At 35.6% G+C, this 20564-nt stretch carries 16 protein-coding genes; 7 read left to right on the top strand and 9 right to left on the bottom strand.

The window, feature by feature from the left end; all coding sequences use genetic code 11:
- Positions 1-100 precede the first annotated feature (100 nt).
- The 5 genes from secDF to asnB form a co-directional block, all read right to left on the bottom strand.
- The gene (secDF, locus tag ACR9EA_RS03580; RefSeq protein ID WP_435137642.1) at positions 101-3070 is read right to left on the bottom strand and encodes a protein translocase subunit SecDF; all 2970 of its coding nucleotides are present in this window, start codon (positions 3068-3070) and stop codon (positions 101-103) included.
- Positions 3071-3280: 210 nt separating this feature from the next.
- A complete protein-coding gene (locus ACR9EA_RS03575; RefSeq protein WP_435137639.1) occupies positions 3281-3928 on the bottom strand; it encodes a hypothetical protein in 648 nt (215 codons plus the stop codon).
- A 216-nt stretch (positions 3929-4144) separates the two neighbouring features.
- Positions 4145-5071 (bottom strand): malate dehydrogenase, encoded by a 927-nt coding sequence (mdh, locus tag ACR9EA_RS03570; protein ID WP_435137636.1) that lies wholly within the window; start codon positions 5069-5071, stop codon positions 4145-4147.
- Positions 5072-5268: 197 nt separating this feature from the next.
- Positions 5269-7209, bottom strand: coding sequence for a DNA topoisomerase (ATP-hydrolyzing) subunit B (gyrB, locus tag ACR9EA_RS03565; protein ID WP_435137633.1), 1941 nt, complete (start codon positions 7207-7209; stop codon positions 5269-5271).
- Positions 7210-7499: 290 nt separating this feature from the next.
- Positions 7500-9173, bottom strand: a complete 1674-nt coding sequence (asnB, locus tag ACR9EA_RS03560; protein ID WP_435137630.1) for an asparagine synthase B — start codon at positions 9171-9173, stop codon at positions 7500-7502.
- Between the two features lie 242 nt (positions 9174-9415).
- Here asnB and ACR9EA_RS03555 point away from each other — a divergent pair, with 242 nt between their 5' ends.
- Positions 9416-9958, top strand: coding sequence for a DUF2911 domain-containing protein (locus ACR9EA_RS03555; protein WP_435137627.1), 543 nt, complete (start codon positions 9416-9418; stop codon positions 9956-9958).
- Positions 9959-10034: 76 nt separating this feature from the next.
- Here ACR9EA_RS03555 and ACR9EA_RS03550 read toward each other — a convergent pair whose 3' ends face one another.
- Positions 10035-10664, bottom strand: coding sequence for a 7-carboxy-7-deazaguanine synthase QueE (locus ACR9EA_RS03550; RefSeq protein ID WP_435137624.1), 630 nt, complete (start codon positions 10662-10664; stop codon positions 10035-10037).
- A gap of 104 nt (positions 10665-10768) precedes the next feature.
- Here ACR9EA_RS03550 and ACR9EA_RS03545 point away from each other — a divergent pair, with 104 nt between their 5' ends.
- Genes ACR9EA_RS03545 through rluF form a run of 6 tightly spaced genes read left to right on the top strand, consistent with a single transcriptional unit; the run spans position 10769 to position 15839 of the window.
- Positions 10769-12277, top strand: coding sequence for a helicase HerA-like domain-containing protein (locus ACR9EA_RS03545; protein ID WP_435137621.1), 1509 nt, complete (start codon positions 10769-10771; stop codon positions 12275-12277).
- A 48-nt stretch (positions 12278-12325) separates the two neighbouring features.
- The gene (locus ACR9EA_RS03540; protein WP_435137618.1) at positions 12326-12877 is read left to right on the top strand and encodes a hypothetical protein; all 552 of its coding nucleotides are present in this window, start codon (positions 12326-12328) and stop codon (positions 12875-12877) included.
- A 13-nt stretch (positions 12878-12890) separates the two neighbouring features.
- Complete coding sequence (locus ACR9EA_RS03535; RefSeq protein WP_435137615.1) at positions 12891-13862, top strand: YitT family protein; 972 nt, start codon at positions 12891-12893, stop codon at positions 13860-13862.
- A 5-nt stretch (positions 13863-13867) separates the two neighbouring features.
- A complete protein-coding gene (locus ACR9EA_RS03530; protein ID WP_435137612.1) occupies positions 13868-14233 on the top strand; it encodes a cupin domain-containing protein in 366 nt (121 codons plus the stop codon).
- Positions 14230-15057 carry an alpha/beta hydrolase gene (locus ACR9EA_RS03525; protein WP_435137609.1) on the top strand — a complete coding sequence of 276 codons (828 nt, stop codon included), beginning with the start codon at positions 14230-14232 and terminating at the stop codon, positions 15055-15057. Before ACR9EA_RS03530 ends, ACR9EA_RS03525 begins: the two co-directional genes overlap by 4 nt.
- A gap of 20 nt (positions 15058-15077) precedes the next feature.
- Positions 15078-15839, top strand: coding sequence for a 23S rRNA pseudouridine(2604) synthase RluF (gene rluF / locus ACR9EA_RS03520; protein WP_435137606.1), 762 nt, complete (start codon positions 15078-15080; stop codon positions 15837-15839).
- Here the strand turns inward: rluF and ACR9EA_RS03515 are convergent.
- The 3 genes from ACR9EA_RS03515 to ACR9EA_RS03505 form a co-directional block, all read right to left on the bottom strand.
- The gene (locus ACR9EA_RS03515; protein ID WP_435137603.1) at positions 15836-16450 is read right to left on the bottom strand and encodes a response regulator; all 615 of its coding nucleotides are present in this window, start codon (positions 16448-16450) and stop codon (positions 15836-15838) included. The genes rluF and ACR9EA_RS03515 overlap by 4 nt on opposite strands.
- The gene (locus ACR9EA_RS03510; protein ID WP_435137600.1) at positions 16447-19506 is read right to left on the bottom strand and encodes a ligand-binding sensor domain-containing protein; all 3060 of its coding nucleotides are present in this window, start codon (positions 19504-19506) and stop codon (positions 16447-16449) included. Before ACR9EA_RS03510 ends, ACR9EA_RS03515 begins: the two co-directional genes overlap by 4 nt.
- A 114-nt stretch (positions 19507-19620) precedes the next feature.
- Positions 19621-20505 (bottom strand): bifunctional 5,10-methylenetetrahydrofolate dehydrogenase/5,10-methenyltetrahydrofolate cyclohydrolase, encoded by an 885-nt coding sequence (locus ACR9EA_RS03505; protein WP_435137597.1) that lies wholly within the window; start codon positions 20503-20505, stop codon positions 19621-19623.
- Between the last annotated feature and the right edge of the window lie 59 nt (positions 20506-20564).

Below are 20564 nucleotides of genomic sequence, written 5' to 3'. Positions count from 1 at the left end.
AGTCTGTTTCATTTATTAAATCCTAAAAAAATCAACTATAAAAAAACCCCATCAAAAGATATGCTTTTGATGGGGTTAATTATTTTAAAGCGATTAAACCTTAAGCTACAGGAACTTCTTCTGCGCTAGTGTTTAATTTCTTCTTCTTTTCAGATCTATCTAAACTATCGTACATAATAGGTGTTGCAATAAATAATGACGAGTAGGTACCTACAATTACACCAACTATTAAGGCAAACATAAATCCTCTAATAGAGTCGCCTCCAAAAATGAAAATGGCCAATAACACCACTAAAGTTGTTAACGAGGTATTTAAGGTTCTACTGAGTGTACTGCTTAAAGATACGTTTACAACTTTATTTAAGTTCCATCCTGTATGCTCGTGGAAATACTCACGAATTCTATCGAATACAACCACTGTATCGTTTAACGAGTAACCAATTACAGTTAAGATAGCCGCAATGAAAGCCTGATCGATTTCCATGTTAAATGGCATAAACTTGTACGTTAAAGAGAATACCCCTAAAACGATAATAACATCGTGGAATACCGCAGCAACAGCACCTAAAGAGTATTGCCATTTTTTGAAACGGAATAAGATGTATAAGAACACTACAATTAAAGATCCTAATACTGCCCAGAACGATTCTTTCTTAATGTCGTCTGCAATAGTTGGACTTACTTTGTAAGATTTCATTAACCCTACTGTTTTATGAGCATCATCGCTGATAAATTCATCGTAAGAAATACCTTCTAAATGCGGTTGTAACGTATTGTAAAGTGATTGTCTTATTTCTTCATCTACTTCGGCACTCGTTTCGTTTACTTTATACTTTGTAGTAATTTTTACTTGGTTAGCATTACCAAAAGTTTTAGCATCGGCGCTACCAAAAGCTTCAGATAAACTTGGCACTAATTCTGATGGACTTACAGCTTGCGAGAAACGTACTTGATAATTTCTACCTCCTACAAAATCTACACCTTGATCTAATCCGTTTGTTAATAAAGATCCAATACTAATTACTAATAAAGTACCCGATATAATGTAAGCTACTTTACGCTTTTTAAGGAATTCTATATTAATATTTCTAAATAAATTTTTAGTAATACCTGTAGAGAAATTTAACTGACCGCCTCTGTTTACATACCAGTCTATTAATAATCTTGTTATAAAAATAGCAGTAAATAACGACGTTACAATACCTATTAATAAAGTAGTTGCAAAACCTTTAATTGGTCCTGTACCAAAAACAAATAATATAATAGCCGTTAAACCTGTTGTAATGTTAGCATCTAAAATTGAAGATAAAGCGTTGCTAAAACCATCTTGGATAGCTTCTCGCTGCCCTTTACCGTTACCAATCTCTTCACGAATACGCTCGTAAATCAGTACGTTCGCATCTACCGACATACCAATTGTTAATACAATACCGGCAATACCAGGTAAAGTTAATACGGCTCCTAAACCAGATAGTACTCCAAAAATTAAAACAATGTTTAAAAGCATTGCTATGTCTGCAAAAGCACCTGCTTTACCATAATAGAAAACCATCCATAATAATACTAAGGCTAATGCGATAAGGAACGATATTTTACCACTATCTATAGCTTCTTGACCTAAAGAAGGCCCAACAACTTCACTCTGGATAATATCAGCCGAAGCTGGTAATTTACCCGCACGTAAAACGTTAGCTAAATCTACCGCTTCGTTTAAAGTAAAGTTTCCTGAAATTTCTGAGCTACCACCGGCAATAGGACCAGTATGCACTCCTGGAGCTGAATACACAATGTCATCTAAAGCGATGGCAATTTGGCTCCCTTGCGAATACGCTTTACTTGTCATTTCTTCCCAAATCTTAGCACCTTTACCATTCATTTGCATAGATACTGCTGGCTTACCTAATTGATCGTATTGTTGGGTAGCATTAGTAATAACAGCTCCACTTAAAGGTGGAACATTCTCTCTGTTACCAATTAAAGCGTATAAGTCTACCAACTCGCTGTTTTTTTCTGGCATACCAAATGCAAACTTAGCATAACGCTGCTCTGCTGGTAATAATGCTCTTACCGACGGACGGTTTAAATAATCTAAAACAGTTTGTTTGTCTTGCTCGCGGAATTTTGCAATTACAGGACCTCCTTGGTATCCTTGCCCAGCAATTAAATCTAATAACGGGTTTGCAGCAACGCTCGTAGAGTCTGTTTCTGCTTCACCTAATAACTCATCAATTTGAGAATCGCTATCTGCGTTTTCTGCATCGGCTACTTCGGTAGTATCAGTATCAGCTTTTACTTCTTCCTTCAACACATTATTAGCCTGAACAATAAAAGGAATCATTTGCTCTCCTTTGTAAGCATCCCAGAATTCTAACTGAGCTGTACTTTGTAATAATTTTTTAGCACGCTCTACGTCTTTTACACCTGGTAATTCCACTAAAATACGACCAGACTCTCCTAAACGCTGAATGTTTGGCGATGTTACCCCAAACTCATCAATACGCTTACGTAATACTTCGAAAGCAGAAACGATAGACTCGTCTATTTTTCTTGAAATGATAGGCTTTACCTGATCATCGCTCATATCGAAAGTAATTTCTTCGCTTAAGGTTCTGTTCGCAAAAATGTCTGGTGACGCTAATTTAGTATCACCTTTAATTTTATCGAAAGCAATAAAAAAGTCCTCTAAATATGTATTCTGACTGTTTTTTTGTAATTCTGAAGCATCGTCTAAAGCCTTGTTGAATACAGGATCGTTAGTGTGGTCTGCCAAACCTTTTAAGATGTCTTTTACAGATACCTGAAGAATAACGTTAATTCCCCCTTTAAGGTCAAGCCCTAAATTCATCGCCTTATCCTTAACCTCGTTATAGGTGTAATCTGCGATTCCTAAATTAAATACTTTTTCGTTTGCAAGCGAATCTAAATACTTGCGTTCTTTAACAGCATCGCCATTAGCAAATTCTTTAGCATTGTTTTCTACACTATTAGCTTTAAATGTAAACGACAATTGATAAATACTTACTAATCCAAACAAAATGGCGAATAGTTTTACTAATCCTTTGTTTTGCATTATTTTATATTTTAGTCTAATTTTTTAAATCGGGCAAATATAAAATTTACCTGTAACTAGACAATTTAATTTTTAGTTTATTGTATTTTAAGTTGTTTTGGCCGCATGTAGAGTCGACCACCGGTTTAGAACCCAAATTACCTTGATGGGTAAATTTGTCATAATTTTAAACCGTTTTTCAGGAAGTTATTTGCGTTAAGCGTTTTGCTATTACACAAACATTTTAAAAGAAGGGCCTGCCCTTACCTCTGGAATGGTTCTATACAGATTATCGATTCCAAACGCTACAGTTTGGTAATATTTATAGGCCACTAAAACCTGAAGATTTACCGCACTGAAATCTATTAAATTAGGAAAAACACATTCGTTAGCAGTAAATAATCTATTGTAAGCAGACTTAAATTCTACAGCAACTTTACCACTTTTTTCGAACGAAAAATCATGAGAGGCATGAATTTCATTAACATCTAAGTTATACGATACTGTTTTAGATGATGAAGGGAATTCTGGGATTTGCGTCTCGCTATCTTCTAAAGTAAGTGTTTCGTTATCGGATAGTATTTGTTTTATACTATTGACATCGTTATGACTGAAATAGGTTATTTTTACTTCGCCACTATCGGCCTTATTAACCTGAATACAGTCTACGCCAATTTCTTCTAACTGAGCTTTTACAGTTTCAATAGCCAAATTAGCTTGATCCTGAGAAACGATGCGACTGGTAAATTGAAAAACGATTTCCTGATTAGGTACAACCTCCTGTGTACTGCTCGACACCGTGCCAAAGGCAAACAATGCTATTACAAATACACTAAGGTACCATCTGGAATACAAACTTATATTTATGCTGTTCTTCAATTTACTTGTATTGCTGCTTAAATATGAAAATTTAGTCCTTTAAAGCTAAAAATTTAAGCGCGTCAAATATATAAAATTTTATAAAGTATCCCGTATCTACTAATGCTTTATTTATGAGAAGCTTCGCATAACTGCATTATAAATATAAAAAACGAAATCGCCCGATTAGATTGTTAAACCTAATCGGACGATTATTGTATAAACTTTAGCTTATTACTATACTTCTAATAAACCATTAGTCTTTTTAACACCTTCTGCACTCGATTGAAGATGCGCTTTTTCAGCATCGCTTAAAGGAATATCAACAATACGCTCTATTCCATTTTTTCCTAAAACAACAGGAACACCAATACAAATGTCGCTTAAACCATATTCTCCATCTAACAAAGTAGAACATGGGAAAATCTTTTTAGTATCGCAAGCAATAGCTTGTACCATTCCAGATACAGCTGCACCTGGCGCGTACCAAGCCGATGTACCTAATAATTTAGTTAAAGTAGCTCCACCAACTTTAGTATCGGCAGCAACTTGCTCTAAACGCTCTTCGCTTAAAAATTCAGACACTCTAATGCTGTTTCTTGTAGCATGGCTAGTTAATGGCACCATACCAGTATCGCTATGTCCACCAATAACCATTCCGTCTATATCGCTAATTGGCGCTTCTAAGGCCTCGGCTAATCTGTATTTAAAACGAGCAGAATCTAAAGCTCCACCCATACCAATAATACGGTTTTTAGGTAAACCTGTAGCTTTGTGCGCTAAGTATGTCATGGTATCCATAGGGTTACTTACCACGATTAAAATCATGTTTGGAGAATGCTCTAACAAACTAGACGATACGTTTTTTACAATACCTGCGTTAATCCCGATTAATTCTTCACGAGTCATACCTGGTTTACGTGGTATTCCAGAAGTAATTACACAAATATCACTATCGGCTGTTTTACTGTAATCGTTAGTTACACCTGTAATTTTAGTATCGAATCCGTTTAACGAGGCTGTTTGCATTAAATCCATAGCTTTACCTTCAGCAAAACCTTCTTTAATGTCTAATAAAACAACTTCTGAAGCAAAGTTTTTAATAGCAATATATTCTGCACAACTTGCACCTACTGCTCCTGCTCCAACTACTGTTACTTTCATTTATATTAAATTTTTAAGATTGAAAATTATTTATTACTAGCAAATTTAACACTTTTAATATAACTAATGCCGATGTTTAATGACTATATACCAGCAATTAACAATTACTTTAAATATGTTAAATATGTGTACTTTATATGTATTTATGTTATTTAATTAAAAAACACCTTGAGATTAATCTGAAGGTGTTTTTTTTGTTATGCATCAATATTGGCATACACTGCGTTTTTCTCGATAAACTCTCTACGCGGTGGTACTTCATCACCCATCAACATTGAGAAAATTCTATCGGCTTCGCTACCATTATCTATATTTACCTGTCTTAAGGTTCTGAATTCAGGATTCATAGTAGTGTCCCATAATTGCTCGGCATTCATTTCTCCAAGACCTTTATAACGCTGTATTCCAGCCGAACCTCCAAACTCTTCTACCAACTGGTCGCGTTCAGAATCACTCCATGCATATTGCTTTTTAGCACCTTTTTTAACTAAATATAATGGTGGTGTAGCAATGTATATATGTCCATTTTCTATTAACTCTCGCATGTATCTAAAGAAGAACGTTAAGATTAACGTAGCAATGTGGCTACCATCAATATCGGCATCACACATAATAACCACTTTGTGATATCTTAATTTTGATAGGTTAAGTGCTTTACTATCTTCTTCCGTTCCTATAGTTACCCCTAAAGCTGTAAAGATGTTTTTAATTTCTTCGTTTTCAAAAACCTTGTGTTGCATGGCTTTTTCTACGTTAAGAATTTTACCACGTAACGGTAAAATGGCTTGGAAGTTACGATCTCGGCCTTGCTTAGCAGTTCCGCCTGCCGAATCTCCCTCTACCAAAAACACTTCGCATTTTGTTGGGTCTTGCTCTGAGCAATCGCTTAGTTTCCCTGGTAAACCACCAATACTCATAACCGTTTTACGCTGAACCATTTCGCGTGCTTTTTGCGCCGCGTGACGGGCTTGTGCCGCTAAAATCACTTTTTGAACTATGGTTTTTGCGTCTTCTGGATGCTCTTCTAAATAGTCGGTTAACATTTCTGAAACCGCTTGGCTTACCGATGCAGATACTTCTCTGTTTCCTAGCTTCGTTTTTGTTTGCCCTTCAAACTGAGGCTCTGCTACTTTTACAGAAATAATGGCGGTAAGTCCTTCACGGAAATCGTCTCCAGAAATTTCAAATTTCAGCTTATCTGTTAATCCAGAACTATCGGCGTACTTTTTTAAGGTGTGGGTTAAACCACGTCTAAATCCTGAAAGATGCGTTCCACCTTCGTGGGTATTAATATTATTAACGTAAGAGTGTAAATTCTCTGAATACGAGGTATTATAAATCATAGCAACCTCTACAGGGATATCGTTTTTCTCGCCTTCAAAAGCAATAACGTCTTTAATAAGTGGCTCGCGATTGCCATCTAAGAAGGAAACAAATTCTTTTAATCCATTTTCAGAATAAAACGTTTCCCCTTCAAACTCGCCATCTTCTTTCTTTGCTCTTCTGTCTATTAAAGTAATGGTAATACCTTTATTTAAGTATGCCAATTCGCGCATTCTACTTGCTAAAGTATCGTAACTATACTCTAGAGTTTGCTTGAATATAGTTGGATCTGGTTTAAAGGTTACTACGGTACCTCTTTTTTCTGTTTCGCCAACAGACTTTACAGGATACAGGGTTTTACCACGTTCGTATTCTTGTTCCCAAATAGTACCATCTCTGTAAACCGTTGCTTTTAAATGCTCGGAAAGGGCGTTAACACAACTTACCCCTACACCGTGCAATCCACCGGACACTTTATAGGAATCTTTATCGAACTTTCCTCCAGCACCAATCTTGGTCATTACCACCTCTAGGGCTGAAATACCTTCTTTTTTATGAATATCTACCGGAATACCACGCCCGTTATCTTCGGTGGTAATAGAGTTATCTTCGTTTATAATAACTTTAATGGTATCGCAATGTCCGGCCAAGGCCTCGTCTATAGAGTTATCTACAACCTCATAAACCAAATGGTGCAACCCTCTTACACCCACATCTCCAATATACATCGATGGACGCATTCTAACGTGCTCCATACCCTCTAAAGCCTGTATACTATCGGCCGAGTAATTGTGTTTTTTAGCTTCTTCGCTCATAAAAATTATATGTTATTTTTTTGAAATATCATGCATAAAAAAATGATGCAGGGCGCATCATTTTGGATACATACAAATATACGAATTTTGAACGTGTTTTAAAAGTATATAACGTACTCACCTTTATTTTTATCAACATTTGTTAATTACTACAAACGCGCTTAAAAGGGCTAAAAACGACCTTAAAACAAATTTAAACTCATTTTCTACAAGTGTTAAAAACCAAAAAACCTCAACAGCTCTAAAAACAGAGCTATTGAGGTTTTGCAACACTAAAAAATTATATACGTTTACGCTATTTGATAAGCATCGGTATGTACTTTTGCCACTGCTCTACCACTTGGGTCGTTCATGTTTTTAAAGGCCTCGTCCCACTCTAAAGCAATTTTTGTACTACAAGCTACACTGGCTTCTTGTGGCACACTTAAAGCTGCGGCATCGCTTGGGAAATGCTCTTCGAAAATTGAACGGTAATAAAACTCTTCTTTATTTTGCGGTGTTTGTATTGGAAACCTGAAATGTGCGTTGGCCAATTGCTCGTCTGACACTTCTTCGTTTACAATTTCTTTAAGCGTATCAATCCAACTATAACCTACACCGTCGCTAAATTGTTCTTTTTGTCGCCATGCCACACTTTCTGGTAACATGTCTTCAAAAGCTTTACGCACCACCCATTTCTCCATTCGCTCGCCATTAATCATTTTATCTTGAGGGTTTATGCTCATAGCTACATCTATAAATTCTTTATCTAAAAATGGCACACGTCCTTCTATACCCCAAGCCGCTAAACTTTTATTGGCACGTAAACAATCGTACATATGTAGTTTACTTAATTTACGTACAGTTTCTTCGTGAAACTCTTTAGCGTTTGGCGCTTTATGAAAGTAAAGATAACCCCCAAAAAGTTCATCGGCACCTTCGCCAGACAACACCATTTTAATACCCATAGATTTAATAACTCGCGCCATTAAATACATAGGCGTACTCGCACGAATGGTGGTAATATCGTAGGTTTCTAGGTTATAAATTACATCGCGAATAGCATCTAAGCCTTCTTGGATAGTGAATTTAATTTCGTGATGCACGGTACCAATATGGTCGGCAACTTTTTGAGCCGCAGCCAAATCTGGCGATCCTTCTAAACCAACAGAAAATGAATGCAATTGCGGCCACCAAGCATCAGAAGTATCGTCGCTTTCTATACGTTTTTGCGCATATTTTTTAGCAATAGCAGACGTTACCGAAGAATCTAACCCTCCAGACAGCAACACCCCGTAAGGCACATCGCTCATTAATTGTCTGTGAACCGCTGCTTCTAAAGCTTCTTTTATAGCTTTAATACTGGTCTCGTTTTCCTTTACTGCATCAAACTCTGTCCAATCACGAACATACCATTTAACAAATTTACCATCTTTACTAGACATGTAATGTCCAGGAGGAAACAGCTCTATTTTTGTACAATAGCCCTCAAGCGCTTTTAATTCGGAAGCCACATAAAAGGTTCCGTTTTGATCCCATCCTATGTATAACGGAATAATACCCATGTGGTCGCGAGCAATAAAATACTCGTCTTTATCGACATCATAAATAGCAAATCCAAAAATTCCGTTTAATTCATCAACAAAATCTACACCCTTTTCTTTGTAAAGCGCTAAAATAACTTCGCAATCAGACTGGGTTTGAAATTCGTATGTTCCATCAAATTGCTTACGTAACTCACGGTGATTATAAATTTCTCCATTGGCCGCTAAAACCAACTTTTTATCTGGACTAAACAACGGTTGCTTTCCCGAAGCTGGATCTACAATAGCTAAACGTTCGTGTGCTAAAATCGCTTTATCATTACTATAAATCCCACTCCAATCTGGTCCACGATGACGCACTTTTTTTGACATTTCTAAAATTTGAGGACGTAAATCTTCAGCCCCTTGTTTTAAGTCGAATGCACATACTATTCCACACATAATCTATATATTTTAATTTCTTTTTTTATTTTAATTACAAAGCAAATATGAAACTATAACTCATACAATGAAACAATAAACATAAAATTAATTACAATTTAAAACTAAAAAATCAATTTTAAATAAAATTAAAAACCAAACACACAATATATATTTCATTCTCATTAAATATGTAAACTTAAACAGATTTTACCGACCTTTACACCTACATACCTTATTAATCATTATTAAAACAAAACATTATGAAATTATTTAAAGTCTCTACATTTTTCGTTGCTTTAGCATTTAGCCTTTGTACCGCAGTACAAGCCCAAGAATTTAAAGGTTTAGACAAAAGCCCAATGGATGCGGCTGCTTACCCAGCAAGTTACAAAGAAGCAAACAAAGCCATTAAAGTGGTATACAGCAGACCTCAATTAAACGAAAGAAGTTTAGAGCAACTAGCGCCACAAGGCAAAGTTTGGAGAACAGGAGCAAACGAAATTCCTGAAATCACATTTTACAAACCAGTTGTTTTTGGAGACAAGACCATTAAACCTGGATCTTACGCTTTATTTACTATTCCTGGAGAAAAAACTTGGACGGTTATTTTAAGTTCGGATGTTAATGCTTGGGGCGCTTACTCGTATAACGAAGCTAACGATGTGGCTCGTGCCAACGGTATCGTTTCTACAGACAGCGAACCGATTGAAGCATTTTCTATTGCTTTTACAGGAGACGATAAAAATGCCACCATGCACCTAGCTTGGGGAACTACACGTGTACAGGTTCCTTTTAAATTATAATCTATTTATAGTTTAAAACAACATAAAAAAGCCGCTTTTATTAAAAAGCGGCTTTTTTATGCTTTGGTTCCTCTTTTTAAGGAATATTTAAATATTTATGAGTTTGTAAAGACACTTTCCATTTAGGATTTGCCATTACGTAATCTACAATTTCAGGAATTATCTTATCGCGCTTGCTCCATTCTGGTTGTAAATATAGGATACAATTTTCGCCAACTTTGGCCGCCTGTTCTTCGGCAAACTTAAAATCGTCTTTATTGTAAACAATAACTTTTAATTCGTTTGCTTTCGCTGATACTTCTGCAGTAGGCAATTTCAGTTTTTTGGGCGATAAACAAATCCAATCCCATGTTCCTGTTAACGGATAAGCCCCAGAAGTTTCTATATGCGTTTGAAGCCCTTTTGCTTTTAATTGCGTTGTTAGCTCTGTCATATCCCAAGTTAAAGGCTCACCGCCAGTAACTACAATAGTATTACTATGCAAAGCGGCTTTTTCAACTATTTTTTCCGTTTCTGTAGGCGGATGTAATTCGGCATCCCAGCTCTCCTTCACATCGCACCAATGGCAACCGACATCGCAACCACCAACACGAATAAAATAAGCTGCCGTACCTTTGTGATAGCCTTCGCCTTGTATGGTATAAAACTCTTCCATTAAAGGAAGCATAACACCTTTATTAACCAACTCTTGAATCTCTTGCTTCATAGGGTGCAAAGATAGTTTACAGTTTCAAGTTTGCCCATAAAATCTTAAAAAGATTTGGAGCGGATTACTTCAAGATTAGTATTTTTATAGAAAAATTAAGACTTATGGCTCAAAACGATGCTTTTTTATCCGAAATTAAAGAAGGAAACACTTTTAAAGGCGACTATATTACCTTAGGTGCAGCCATGTTAAACGAACAGGCTATAAAAAATGCTTTTGTAAACATCCCTTTAAAAACGTTAAACCGCCATGGTTTAATTGCAGGAGCCACAGGAACAGGAAAAACCAAAACACTACAAGTTATGGCCGAAAACTTATCGGAGCACGGCATACCGGTTTTACTTATGGATATTAAGGGCGACTTGAGCGGATTGGCTAAATCTGGCGATGCAAACAGTAAAATTACCGAACGCCACGACAAAATTGGCTTTCCATACGCACCAAAAGCATTTCCTGTAGAATTGCTAAGCCTATCGGAACAAGATGGTGTAAGACTTAGAGCCACAGTAAGTGAATTTGGCCCTGTTTTATTATCGCGTATTTTAGATTTATCAGACACCCAATCTGGTATTGTATCGGTTATTTTTAAATATTGCGATGACCATGCGCTCCCTTTATTGGACTTAAAAGATTTCAAAAAAATATTACAATACGCCACCCAAGAAGGCAAAAAAGAATTCGAAGAGGCTTACGGACGCATATCCACAGCCTCTACCGGAGCTATTTTAAGAAAAATTGTAGAATTGGAACAACAAGGCGCCGACTTGTTTTTTGGAGAAACCTCTTTCGATGTTCAAGATTTATTACGTTTAGATGATAACGGAAGAGGCTATATTAATATTTTAAGATTAACCGATATTCAAGACCGTCCAAAACTTTTCTCTACATTCATGCTTAGCCTTTTGGCTGAAATTTACACAACCTTCCCCGAGCAAGGTGATACTGGCAGACCTGAATTAGTAATATTTATAGACGAGGCCCACTTAATTTTTGATGAAGCATCTAAAGCGCTTCATGACCAAATAGAAAGTATTGTAAAGCTTATTCGCAGTAAAGGGGTTGGACTATATTTTGTAACGCAAAACCCAACCGATGTTCCCGAAGCCGTACTGAGTCAATTAGGGCTTAAAGTACAACACGCCCTTAGAGCCTTTACTGCAAAAGACAGAAAAGCTATTAAACTAACAGCACAGAACTATCCTATTTCTGAGTATTACGATACCGAAACGGTATTAACATCGCTTGGCACAGGAGAAGCTCTTGTTTCTGCCCTAGACGAAAAAGGCAGGCCTACGCCATTAGCCGCAACTATGATGCGCGCACCTATGAGCCGCATGGACATATTAACAGCGACTGAATTAGAAGCACTTGTAACAGCGTCTAAACTGGTAAAAAAATATAACGATACTATAGACAGAGAGAGTGCTTACGAAATGTTAAACGCTAAAATAAAACAAGCCGAGGCCGAACAGGAACGCGCCAAAACAACCCGAAAAAGCACCACTACAAGCTCTAGAAAAAGTACAGCCATGAATCCTGTTATAAAAGTACTAACCAGCGCCACTTTTATTAGAAGTGTATTTGGAATATTAAACAAAGTGATAAAAAAATAACTATTTTCACGCCCTCAAAACAAAATACTAAAACAATTATTTTCTATAATGAAAAACTCTATTTTAAGCTTAACCGCTCTAAGTTTACTTTTTTTCAACTGTAATTCAGAATCAGATCCTTTTTTAATCCAGAAGAATAGCATTGGGGCATTAACGGCAACCTCGCAAGTTAAAGACCTAGAAACTATTTTTAAAAACGATTCTGTTGTAAAGTTCGAGCCAGGCACACCATTTACAGGCAGTATCAACGAAATTGAAGTCTTTGAAAAAGGAGGAAAAAAACTTCTCACTTTATCGCCAAGTGCACTTCAAGACTCGACTGCAGTTATAAAAACTGTTCAAGTTTTAGATCCGCGTTATAAAACCAATACCGAGCTGTCTACATTGAGCACCTTTAAAGATATTGCAGATCACTATAAAATTTCCAGCATCGATAATTTAATAAATTCGATTGTGGTTTCTGTAGACGAACTTAACGCCTCGTTTACTATAGATAAAATGGAATTACCTTCAAACTTACGCTTCGATATGACCTTACACATTGAAGCTTCACAAATTCCAGACAACGCAAACATTAAATACTTTTTCTTAAATTGGTAATTTATAAAAGCCTATGAAAAATTCACTTGTCTCCAAACTGCTCGTTTTTATTGCTCGAAAAAGACTCGAAACAAGTGAAACTGCTACAGCACCTTCTCTAAAAGAAGTTGTTCCTATTGTTAGATCGCTACAGGTAGAACTCAGCCACGCCATAAAAGAATACATTTATATTATTATAGGCGTATTCTCGGCAGGTTTTGGCCTTAAAGGTTTTTTACTTCCTAACCGATTTATCGATGGAGGCGCAACAGGTATCTCTCTGTTACTAGAGCACCTCACCAACATTCCGTTAGGGTATCTATTAATAATGGTTAACCTACCATTTTTAATTCTAGGAGCCAAAACGTACAGTCTAAAATTTGCCTTAAAAAGCATCGCTGCTATTACCCTGCTTGCTTTTGTAGTCCATAACGTTGACTACCCTACCATTACCGAAGACAAACTTTTAATTTCTGTTTTTGGAGGATTCTTTCTTGGTCTGGGAATAGGAATGGCCATGCGTGGTGGCAGCGTTATAGATGGCACCGAAGTATTAGCCTTGTTTTTAAGTCGGAAATTATCGATAACCGTTGGGGATGTTCTATTTTTAATAAATATTGTTATTTTCTCTTTTGGCGCATATATTTTATCTATAGGAACAGCCTTGTACGCCATTTTAACTTATTTATCGGCTGCAAAAACAGTCGATTTTGTAATAGACGGTGTCGAAGAATATGTAGGCGTTACCATTATTTCAGACAAACATGAAGACATCCGTATTATGGTAACCGAAAAACTACGCCGCGCCTGTACCATTTACAGCGGAAAAGGAGGTTACCAAAATGGGCAGATTCACGAAAAAGACATCATTTACACTGTAGTTACCCGTTTAGAACTTGCTAAATTAGAAACCGAAATAGACAAAATAGACCGGAATGCCTTTATAATAATGGGTCTTGTTAAAGATTTAAGAGGCGGAATGATTAAAAGAAAACCTCTAAAATAACACCTATGAAAGCTTATCAAATTCAGAAAACGCCTTTTGAAGTGCCAACTACAGACGGTAAAATTATAAAAGAACATTTTGGATTGGCTTCAACTGGAGATTCCGAAATAAGTATTGCACACATGGTGGCTCCTCCGGGTTGGAGCGAACCTTTCCAAACGCCAGAATTTGATGAATATACCTTTATTATTAAAGGCAAAAAACAGTTTATTATCAACAACGAAACTATAGTACTAGAAGCAGGTCAATCTATTAAAATAAATAAACACACCCGTGTACAATATTCTAATCCATTTACGGAACCTTGCATATATCTAGCCATTTGTACGCCTGCATTTTCTATTAATACCGTTAATAGAGAAAGTGAATGAAAAACATTATTATAAAATCGGTCGGGAATTACCTCAACCTGTTAAGTTATATTTCTAAACAATATGCTGCCAATAAAGCTTTAAACCTTTTTACAAAACCAAGAAAAGGTAAAATAACCAGTGCTCAAGCCGATTTTTTAAATACAGCCTATAAGGAAGAATTTAACTATAACGGTAAAAATATTATGAGTTACAGGTGGCTTGGTAAAAAACAAACCATTTTACTCGTACACGGATGGGAAAGCAATGCCTCCAGATGGCAACAACTAATCGCCTACCTGAATAAGCACGATTACAGCATAATTGCCTTAGATGCTCCTGCACACGGAAATTCTGGCAGCACGTATTTCAACGCTTTACTCTATGCCGAATATATTAATATTATTGCCCAGCGTTTTAAGCCCCAAATTATTATCGGACATTCTGTTGGAGGCATGGCAACAACTATTTTTCAAAACAAATACCAAATTAAAAGTATCGAAAAATTGATACTACTTGGCGCGCCTTCAGAATTTAAAGACATGGTAAATCGCTATGTTAACCTACTAGGCTACAACACCAGGGTTTCGCTTCAACTAAACAAAACAATAAAAAAACGTTTTGGAGCTGAACCACAACGCTTTTCTACTGCGCAATTTTTAAAAGAGGTAAACACTAAAGGGCTTATCATTCACGATAAAAACGATCCCGTTATTCCCTACGAAGATGCGTTATTGATTAAAGATGAATTTAAAAACAGTACCCTAATTACAACTGAAGGCTTAGGACACTCGTTAAAAGACCATTCTGTAATTGAACATATTTATAACTTTATCGCTACTTAACTTATCGCTATATTTGCACTATGGAAACAGAGTTAAAACGCATAAACAAATACTTAAGCGAAGCTGGTTATTGTTCTAGAAGGGAAGCAGACAAACTTATAGATGCTGGTCGTGTTACCATTAACGGCATTGTACCAGAAATGGGCACCAAAGTTGGCCCCAACGACACTGTTGCTGTAGATGGTAAAACCGTTAGCAACAGTAACAGCAATTTTGTTTATTTGGCATTTAACAAACCAGTAGGTATTGTTTGCACTACAGATACGCGTGTAGAAAAAGATAATATTATAGATTTTATTAATTATCCTAAACGCATCTTCCCTATTGGTCGTTTAGACAAGCCCAGCGAAGGACTTATTTTTTTAACAGACGATGGCGATATTGTAAACAAAATTTTACGCGCCAGTAACAATCATGAAAAGGAATATATTGTTACGGTAGACAAACCCATTTCGCAAACTTTTATAGAACGAATGTCTAACGGCGTGCCTATTTTAGACCGTGTAACTAAAAAGTGTAAAGTAGAAAAAATAGATTCCTATACGTTTAGAATTGTTCTCACCCAAGGTCTTAATAGGCAAATTAGACGAATGTGTGAGTATTTAAATTATGAAGTTTTAACTTTAAAACGCATCCGGATTATGAATATAAAACTGGATGTTCCTGTTGGAGAATATCGCGAATTTACTAAAGAAGAACTTAAAACCCTTCAACATTTAATTGAAGACTCTAAAAAAACATTTACGCCACCAACACGAGCTTCAAGACATCGAAAATCTTAGTTTAACGTTTTTAAATTGGTAGAATATGCAAATTTCACCAATTCGCCTATGGTATTTAAACCCAGTTTCTTTTTAATATTTTTTTTATGTTTATCTACCGTATGCTGAGAGATGTTTAAAGTATCGGCAATCTCTTTGCTCGTTTTTCCCGTAGCCAACACTATAAGCACTTCTTTTTCGCGTAATGTTAAATCTTTTAATTTATTTTGATTTTCTGCTTTAACCACTAATTTCTTTTCCTGTCTTTTAAAATTTAAGTGTGCCAAATCGAGGGTTAATACGAGTTGCGATTCGTTAAAAGGTTTCAATAAATAGGCGTAAGGCAAGGTCTTTTTTGCACGTTCTAAAATTTCGGGGTTATCGTATGCTGTTAAGTACACCACAGGTACAGGCTTAATTAAAGAAAAAGCTTCTATAACCTCTATACCATCTTTATCGGTATTTAAATTGACATCGCACACCACAACATCAATAAGCTTATTATTATAAATCTTTAAAGCTTCGGTATAATTTCTGGCAGTAGAAACCACAAATCCGTTTTTCTTTTCTAAAGACATTTTTATATCCATTGCTACTATAAGTTCGTCTTCTATTAGTAAAACATGTTTCATGAGCATTGTATTATAATTGTGTTTTTTACTCCGTTTTGTAGCGTTGTTTTTAACTCTGCATTCATTTGATTTGCCATAACCCGAACCAATTCTAAGCCCAAAGCATTGGGCCGCACCTGATCTGCTTGATACCCTTTACCATTATCGGAAATACTTACAAGTAAACTACTGTCATGCTTAACACATGCCACCTCCAACACATTACTTTCGGAAAAAGTAGTAAAGGCATATTTATAAGTATTCGTTATCAATTCGTTTACAATTAAGCCCAAAAGCGTCGTGTTTAAATCGCAAATACAATTGGGCTCTATATTGAATTTTACTTTAAATTTAACCGATTGCTCATCAGAGAGCAAGGCAACCACTTGTAACGTAAACTCTTCTAAAAACTTCGAAATATCGATTTTTCCTTCTTGAGCATTCAAGTCGTTTTGAATGTAAGATATAGTTAAAATTCTATTTTTAGCAATATTTAAAGTGTCTTTTACAGCCTTATCTGAAACATTTTGAGCTTGCATACTCAACAAACTGGAAATGATTTGAAGGTTATTTTTCACTCTATGATTCAGCTCTTTCATTAAAAACTCTATATTTTCCTTTTGAGTTTTTGTTGTGATATTAGAACGTTTTAATTCGCTGTTCTTTTCGATTAAATCTTTAGTACGACTCGCCACCAAACGCTCTAACTTCAACTTATCACGTTTTAATTTAGAGGTCTTAAATCTATAAAACCAAACTCCAGAAAGCACCAACAGCATACCGATAAGAATTTTAAACCACGAGGTTTGATACCAAGGCGGCACTATAATAAGATGTAAAGATTTGATATTAGGATTCCACTCGCCAACATCGTTCGATGCTTTTATTTTAAGTGTATAATCTCCAGGATTCAAGTTAGTATAAGTAACATTATTTTTTTTAGTCACCGGACTCCATTGGTCATCAAAATTATCTAATTTATATTGGTACGAGCACTTGGCTGGATTTAAATAATTTAATGCCGAAAAATTAAAAGTCAGAACATTTTCTCTGCTTTTAAACACTAGTGTATCTTTAAACATTTCGTTTAAAGCAATAGGTTTATTAAACAATTCTACCGACTCGATATATATATTTGGCAAATGCGGATTGTCTATTATTTTTTTGGGGTTTATAATATTAAATCCGTTAATCCCTCCAAAATAAAGTTGTCCTTCATCATCTTTATAAAAAGACTTACCATTAAATTCGTTATCCTGTAAACCATCATCGGCGGTATAATTTTTAAATGTTCTGGTTATCGGGTTAAATACAGACAAACCGTAATTTGTACTCATCCATACATTTTCATTATCATCTAATAACAAACCGTAAACAAAGTCGTTAGGAAAGCCTTTTTGTTTAAAAAACAACTCTGTTTGCTGGGTACTAGAGTCTAAAAAAGTAAGCCCTGAACTAGTGCCTATCCAAATATTACCATTACAATCTTCGGCTAAAGAAAACACTCTATCATTAGTTAAATTGATATTTGCATCGGAGTTTGTTGTATAATGATGCACTTTATTTGCCGAAGTTATTTTATACAATCCCTGGTCTGTACCTATCCATATATTGTGATTGGAATCGATTAAAGAGGTCCTTGCCCTATTTATCTGTTTATTATTTAACAATACCGGTGTAAAGGTTTCCTTTTTGGTATCGAACTCTGTAATACCTCCGGCCCATGTGCACACCCACAATTTATCGTTAGATACTGGTATTATCTCCAACACTTCATTATCAGGCAAACTGTTTGCTTCATTTTCCCGATGCAACCATTGTCTAAAACTATCTGTGCTATCTACATATTTCATTAAACCATCGGTAATACCTCCAGCCCATAAATTTCCAGTAGCATCTTTACAAAATGTATAAGTAATTCCCTTTTTACCCTTTTCATACAAGGCGTAAGAATTGTTTAAAACATTGTATTTTACCGTTCCTGCATAAGTACCAAGCCATAACAACGAGTCGTTTTCTCTGTAGATAGGAAAAATACTAATCCGCTGGTCTTCGTATAATTTGGGAAAGTGAATACTATGACTCTTAAATTTATTTTGAAATTTATTATAGTGAAACAGTCCTTCGCCTTCGGTACCAAACCAAACATTACCATTATCATCTCCCAAAAACTCAGTTAAGCTCACCGCAGCATAATGCTTGTTTTCTTTATTATTTTTAAATACCACAGGCTGATACAAGTTGGTAACAGAATTATATTTTAAAATACCTTTTGTAGTGCTAATTAAATATTCAAATTCATTCAGTTTGTAGCCACCAGTTACGTCATGACTAATACTACTTTTAATAAACGTTTGCTGTAATTTGTTATAAATATAAACTCCGTGATTGGTACCTATATACACTTGATCTTTACTATTAATAAAACATGAAATTGTTTCTGGCTTAAAAGTTTCATGCTGTCGAAATTCATGAGTTTGAAAATTAAACTCTAATAAACCAGACTGGCTAGTTGCTAACCAATACCTATTAAAGCCAACCGAAATAACATCTTCAACTTTATTTTCGGCATACTTTTCTGGAAGATGATAAATACGATGCGATTTATCGTCTCGATTAAAAAGTACAAAATTATTTTTAACAGAAAACAATACATGTTTAGTATTAAACGGAAGAATTTTGTACGCTACATTAAAATCGTCTTGATTTTTACTTTTAGGACGAAAAGTAAAAAAACGGTTTTCGCTTCTCTTATACCCTACAATCCCCTTAGAATTAGTAGCAATCCATAAGGTATCGTTCACCGAGAAAAGTCCACGAATATGGTCGTCTGGAATAGAAATGGAATCTTTAGGGTTAGCTACATAACTTTTAAATTCGTAACCGTTAAACCGATGTAAGCCATCCTCTGTGCCCACCCATACATAACCCATATCATCTAAAGCTAAAGCCTTGGTATTAAGCTGCAACAAGCCGTGCTCCTGCCCTAAATAATTTATTTGAATAACTTCTGTTGTTTGTGCGTAACTGAAACTACAACACAACAGAACAAAACAAATTAGTTTTATGTTTTTCAAAAGTGGTTAGTTAGATTAGATTGCATTAAGCTAACCCTTTTTTTTGAATAAAAAAATAAGCATAGTTACTTATAATTATAACTATGCTTACAATAATGTTTTATGTAGTAAATTTTAGACGTTTTTTCTGTGTCGCTCGCAAGCTAACAAGGTGTTTTTTAACAGCATGGCAATTGTCATTGGCCCCACACCACCTGGAACAGGTGTTATGTAACTTGCTTTTTTGCTTACATTTACAAAATCCACATCACCAGTAATTTTATAACCTTTTTCGGTAGAATCATCAGGCACGCGTGTAATTCCAACGTCGATAATAACCGCATCATCTTTTACCATTTCAGCTTTTAAGAAATTAGGCACGCCCAAAGCAGAAATGATAATATCCGCTTGCGATGTAATTTGTGTAATATTTTTAGTGTGACTATGGGTTAAGGTTACAGTAGAATTCCCAGGAAAACCTTTACGTCCCATTAAAATACTCATTGGGCGCCCAACAATGTGAGAACGACCAATTACTACAGTATGCTTTCCTTTGGTTTCTACGCCATAACGATCTAACAATTCTAAAATTCCGAAAGGTGTTGCCGGGATAAAGGTTGTCATATCCAAAGCCATTTTACCAAAGTTTGCTGGATGAAAACCATCTACATCTTTATCTGGATTTACAGCCAACAATACTTTTTGCTCATTAATTTGCTCCGGTAAAGGCAATTGTACGATAAACCCATCGATATTAGGATCTTCGTTAAGCTCGTGAATTTTGTCTAACAACTCGACTTCACTTGTCGTATTGGACATTTTTACTAAAGTCGATTCAAAACCTACGCGCTCGCAAGCCTTTACTTTACTACCAACATAAGTTAAACTAGCACCATCGTTACCCACCAAAATAGCAGCTAAATGTGGTACTTTTTCACCTTTAGCTTTCATTTTTTTGACTTGCTCGGTGATTTCGTCTTTAATATCGTTACTAACTTTTTTTCCGTCTAGTATAGTCATATTTTTTAGTATTGAGTATTGAGTAAACAGTATGCAGTTTTAGTTCTCGGTTGATTTGA

The sequence above is a fragment of the Formosa sp. A9 genome, assembly GCF_051200825.1.
Classification (GTDB): domain Bacteria; phylum Bacteroidota; class Bacteroidia; order Flavobacteriales; family Flavobacteriaceae; genus Formosa.
This window is presented reverse-complemented; position numbering and strand designations above follow the sequence as displayed.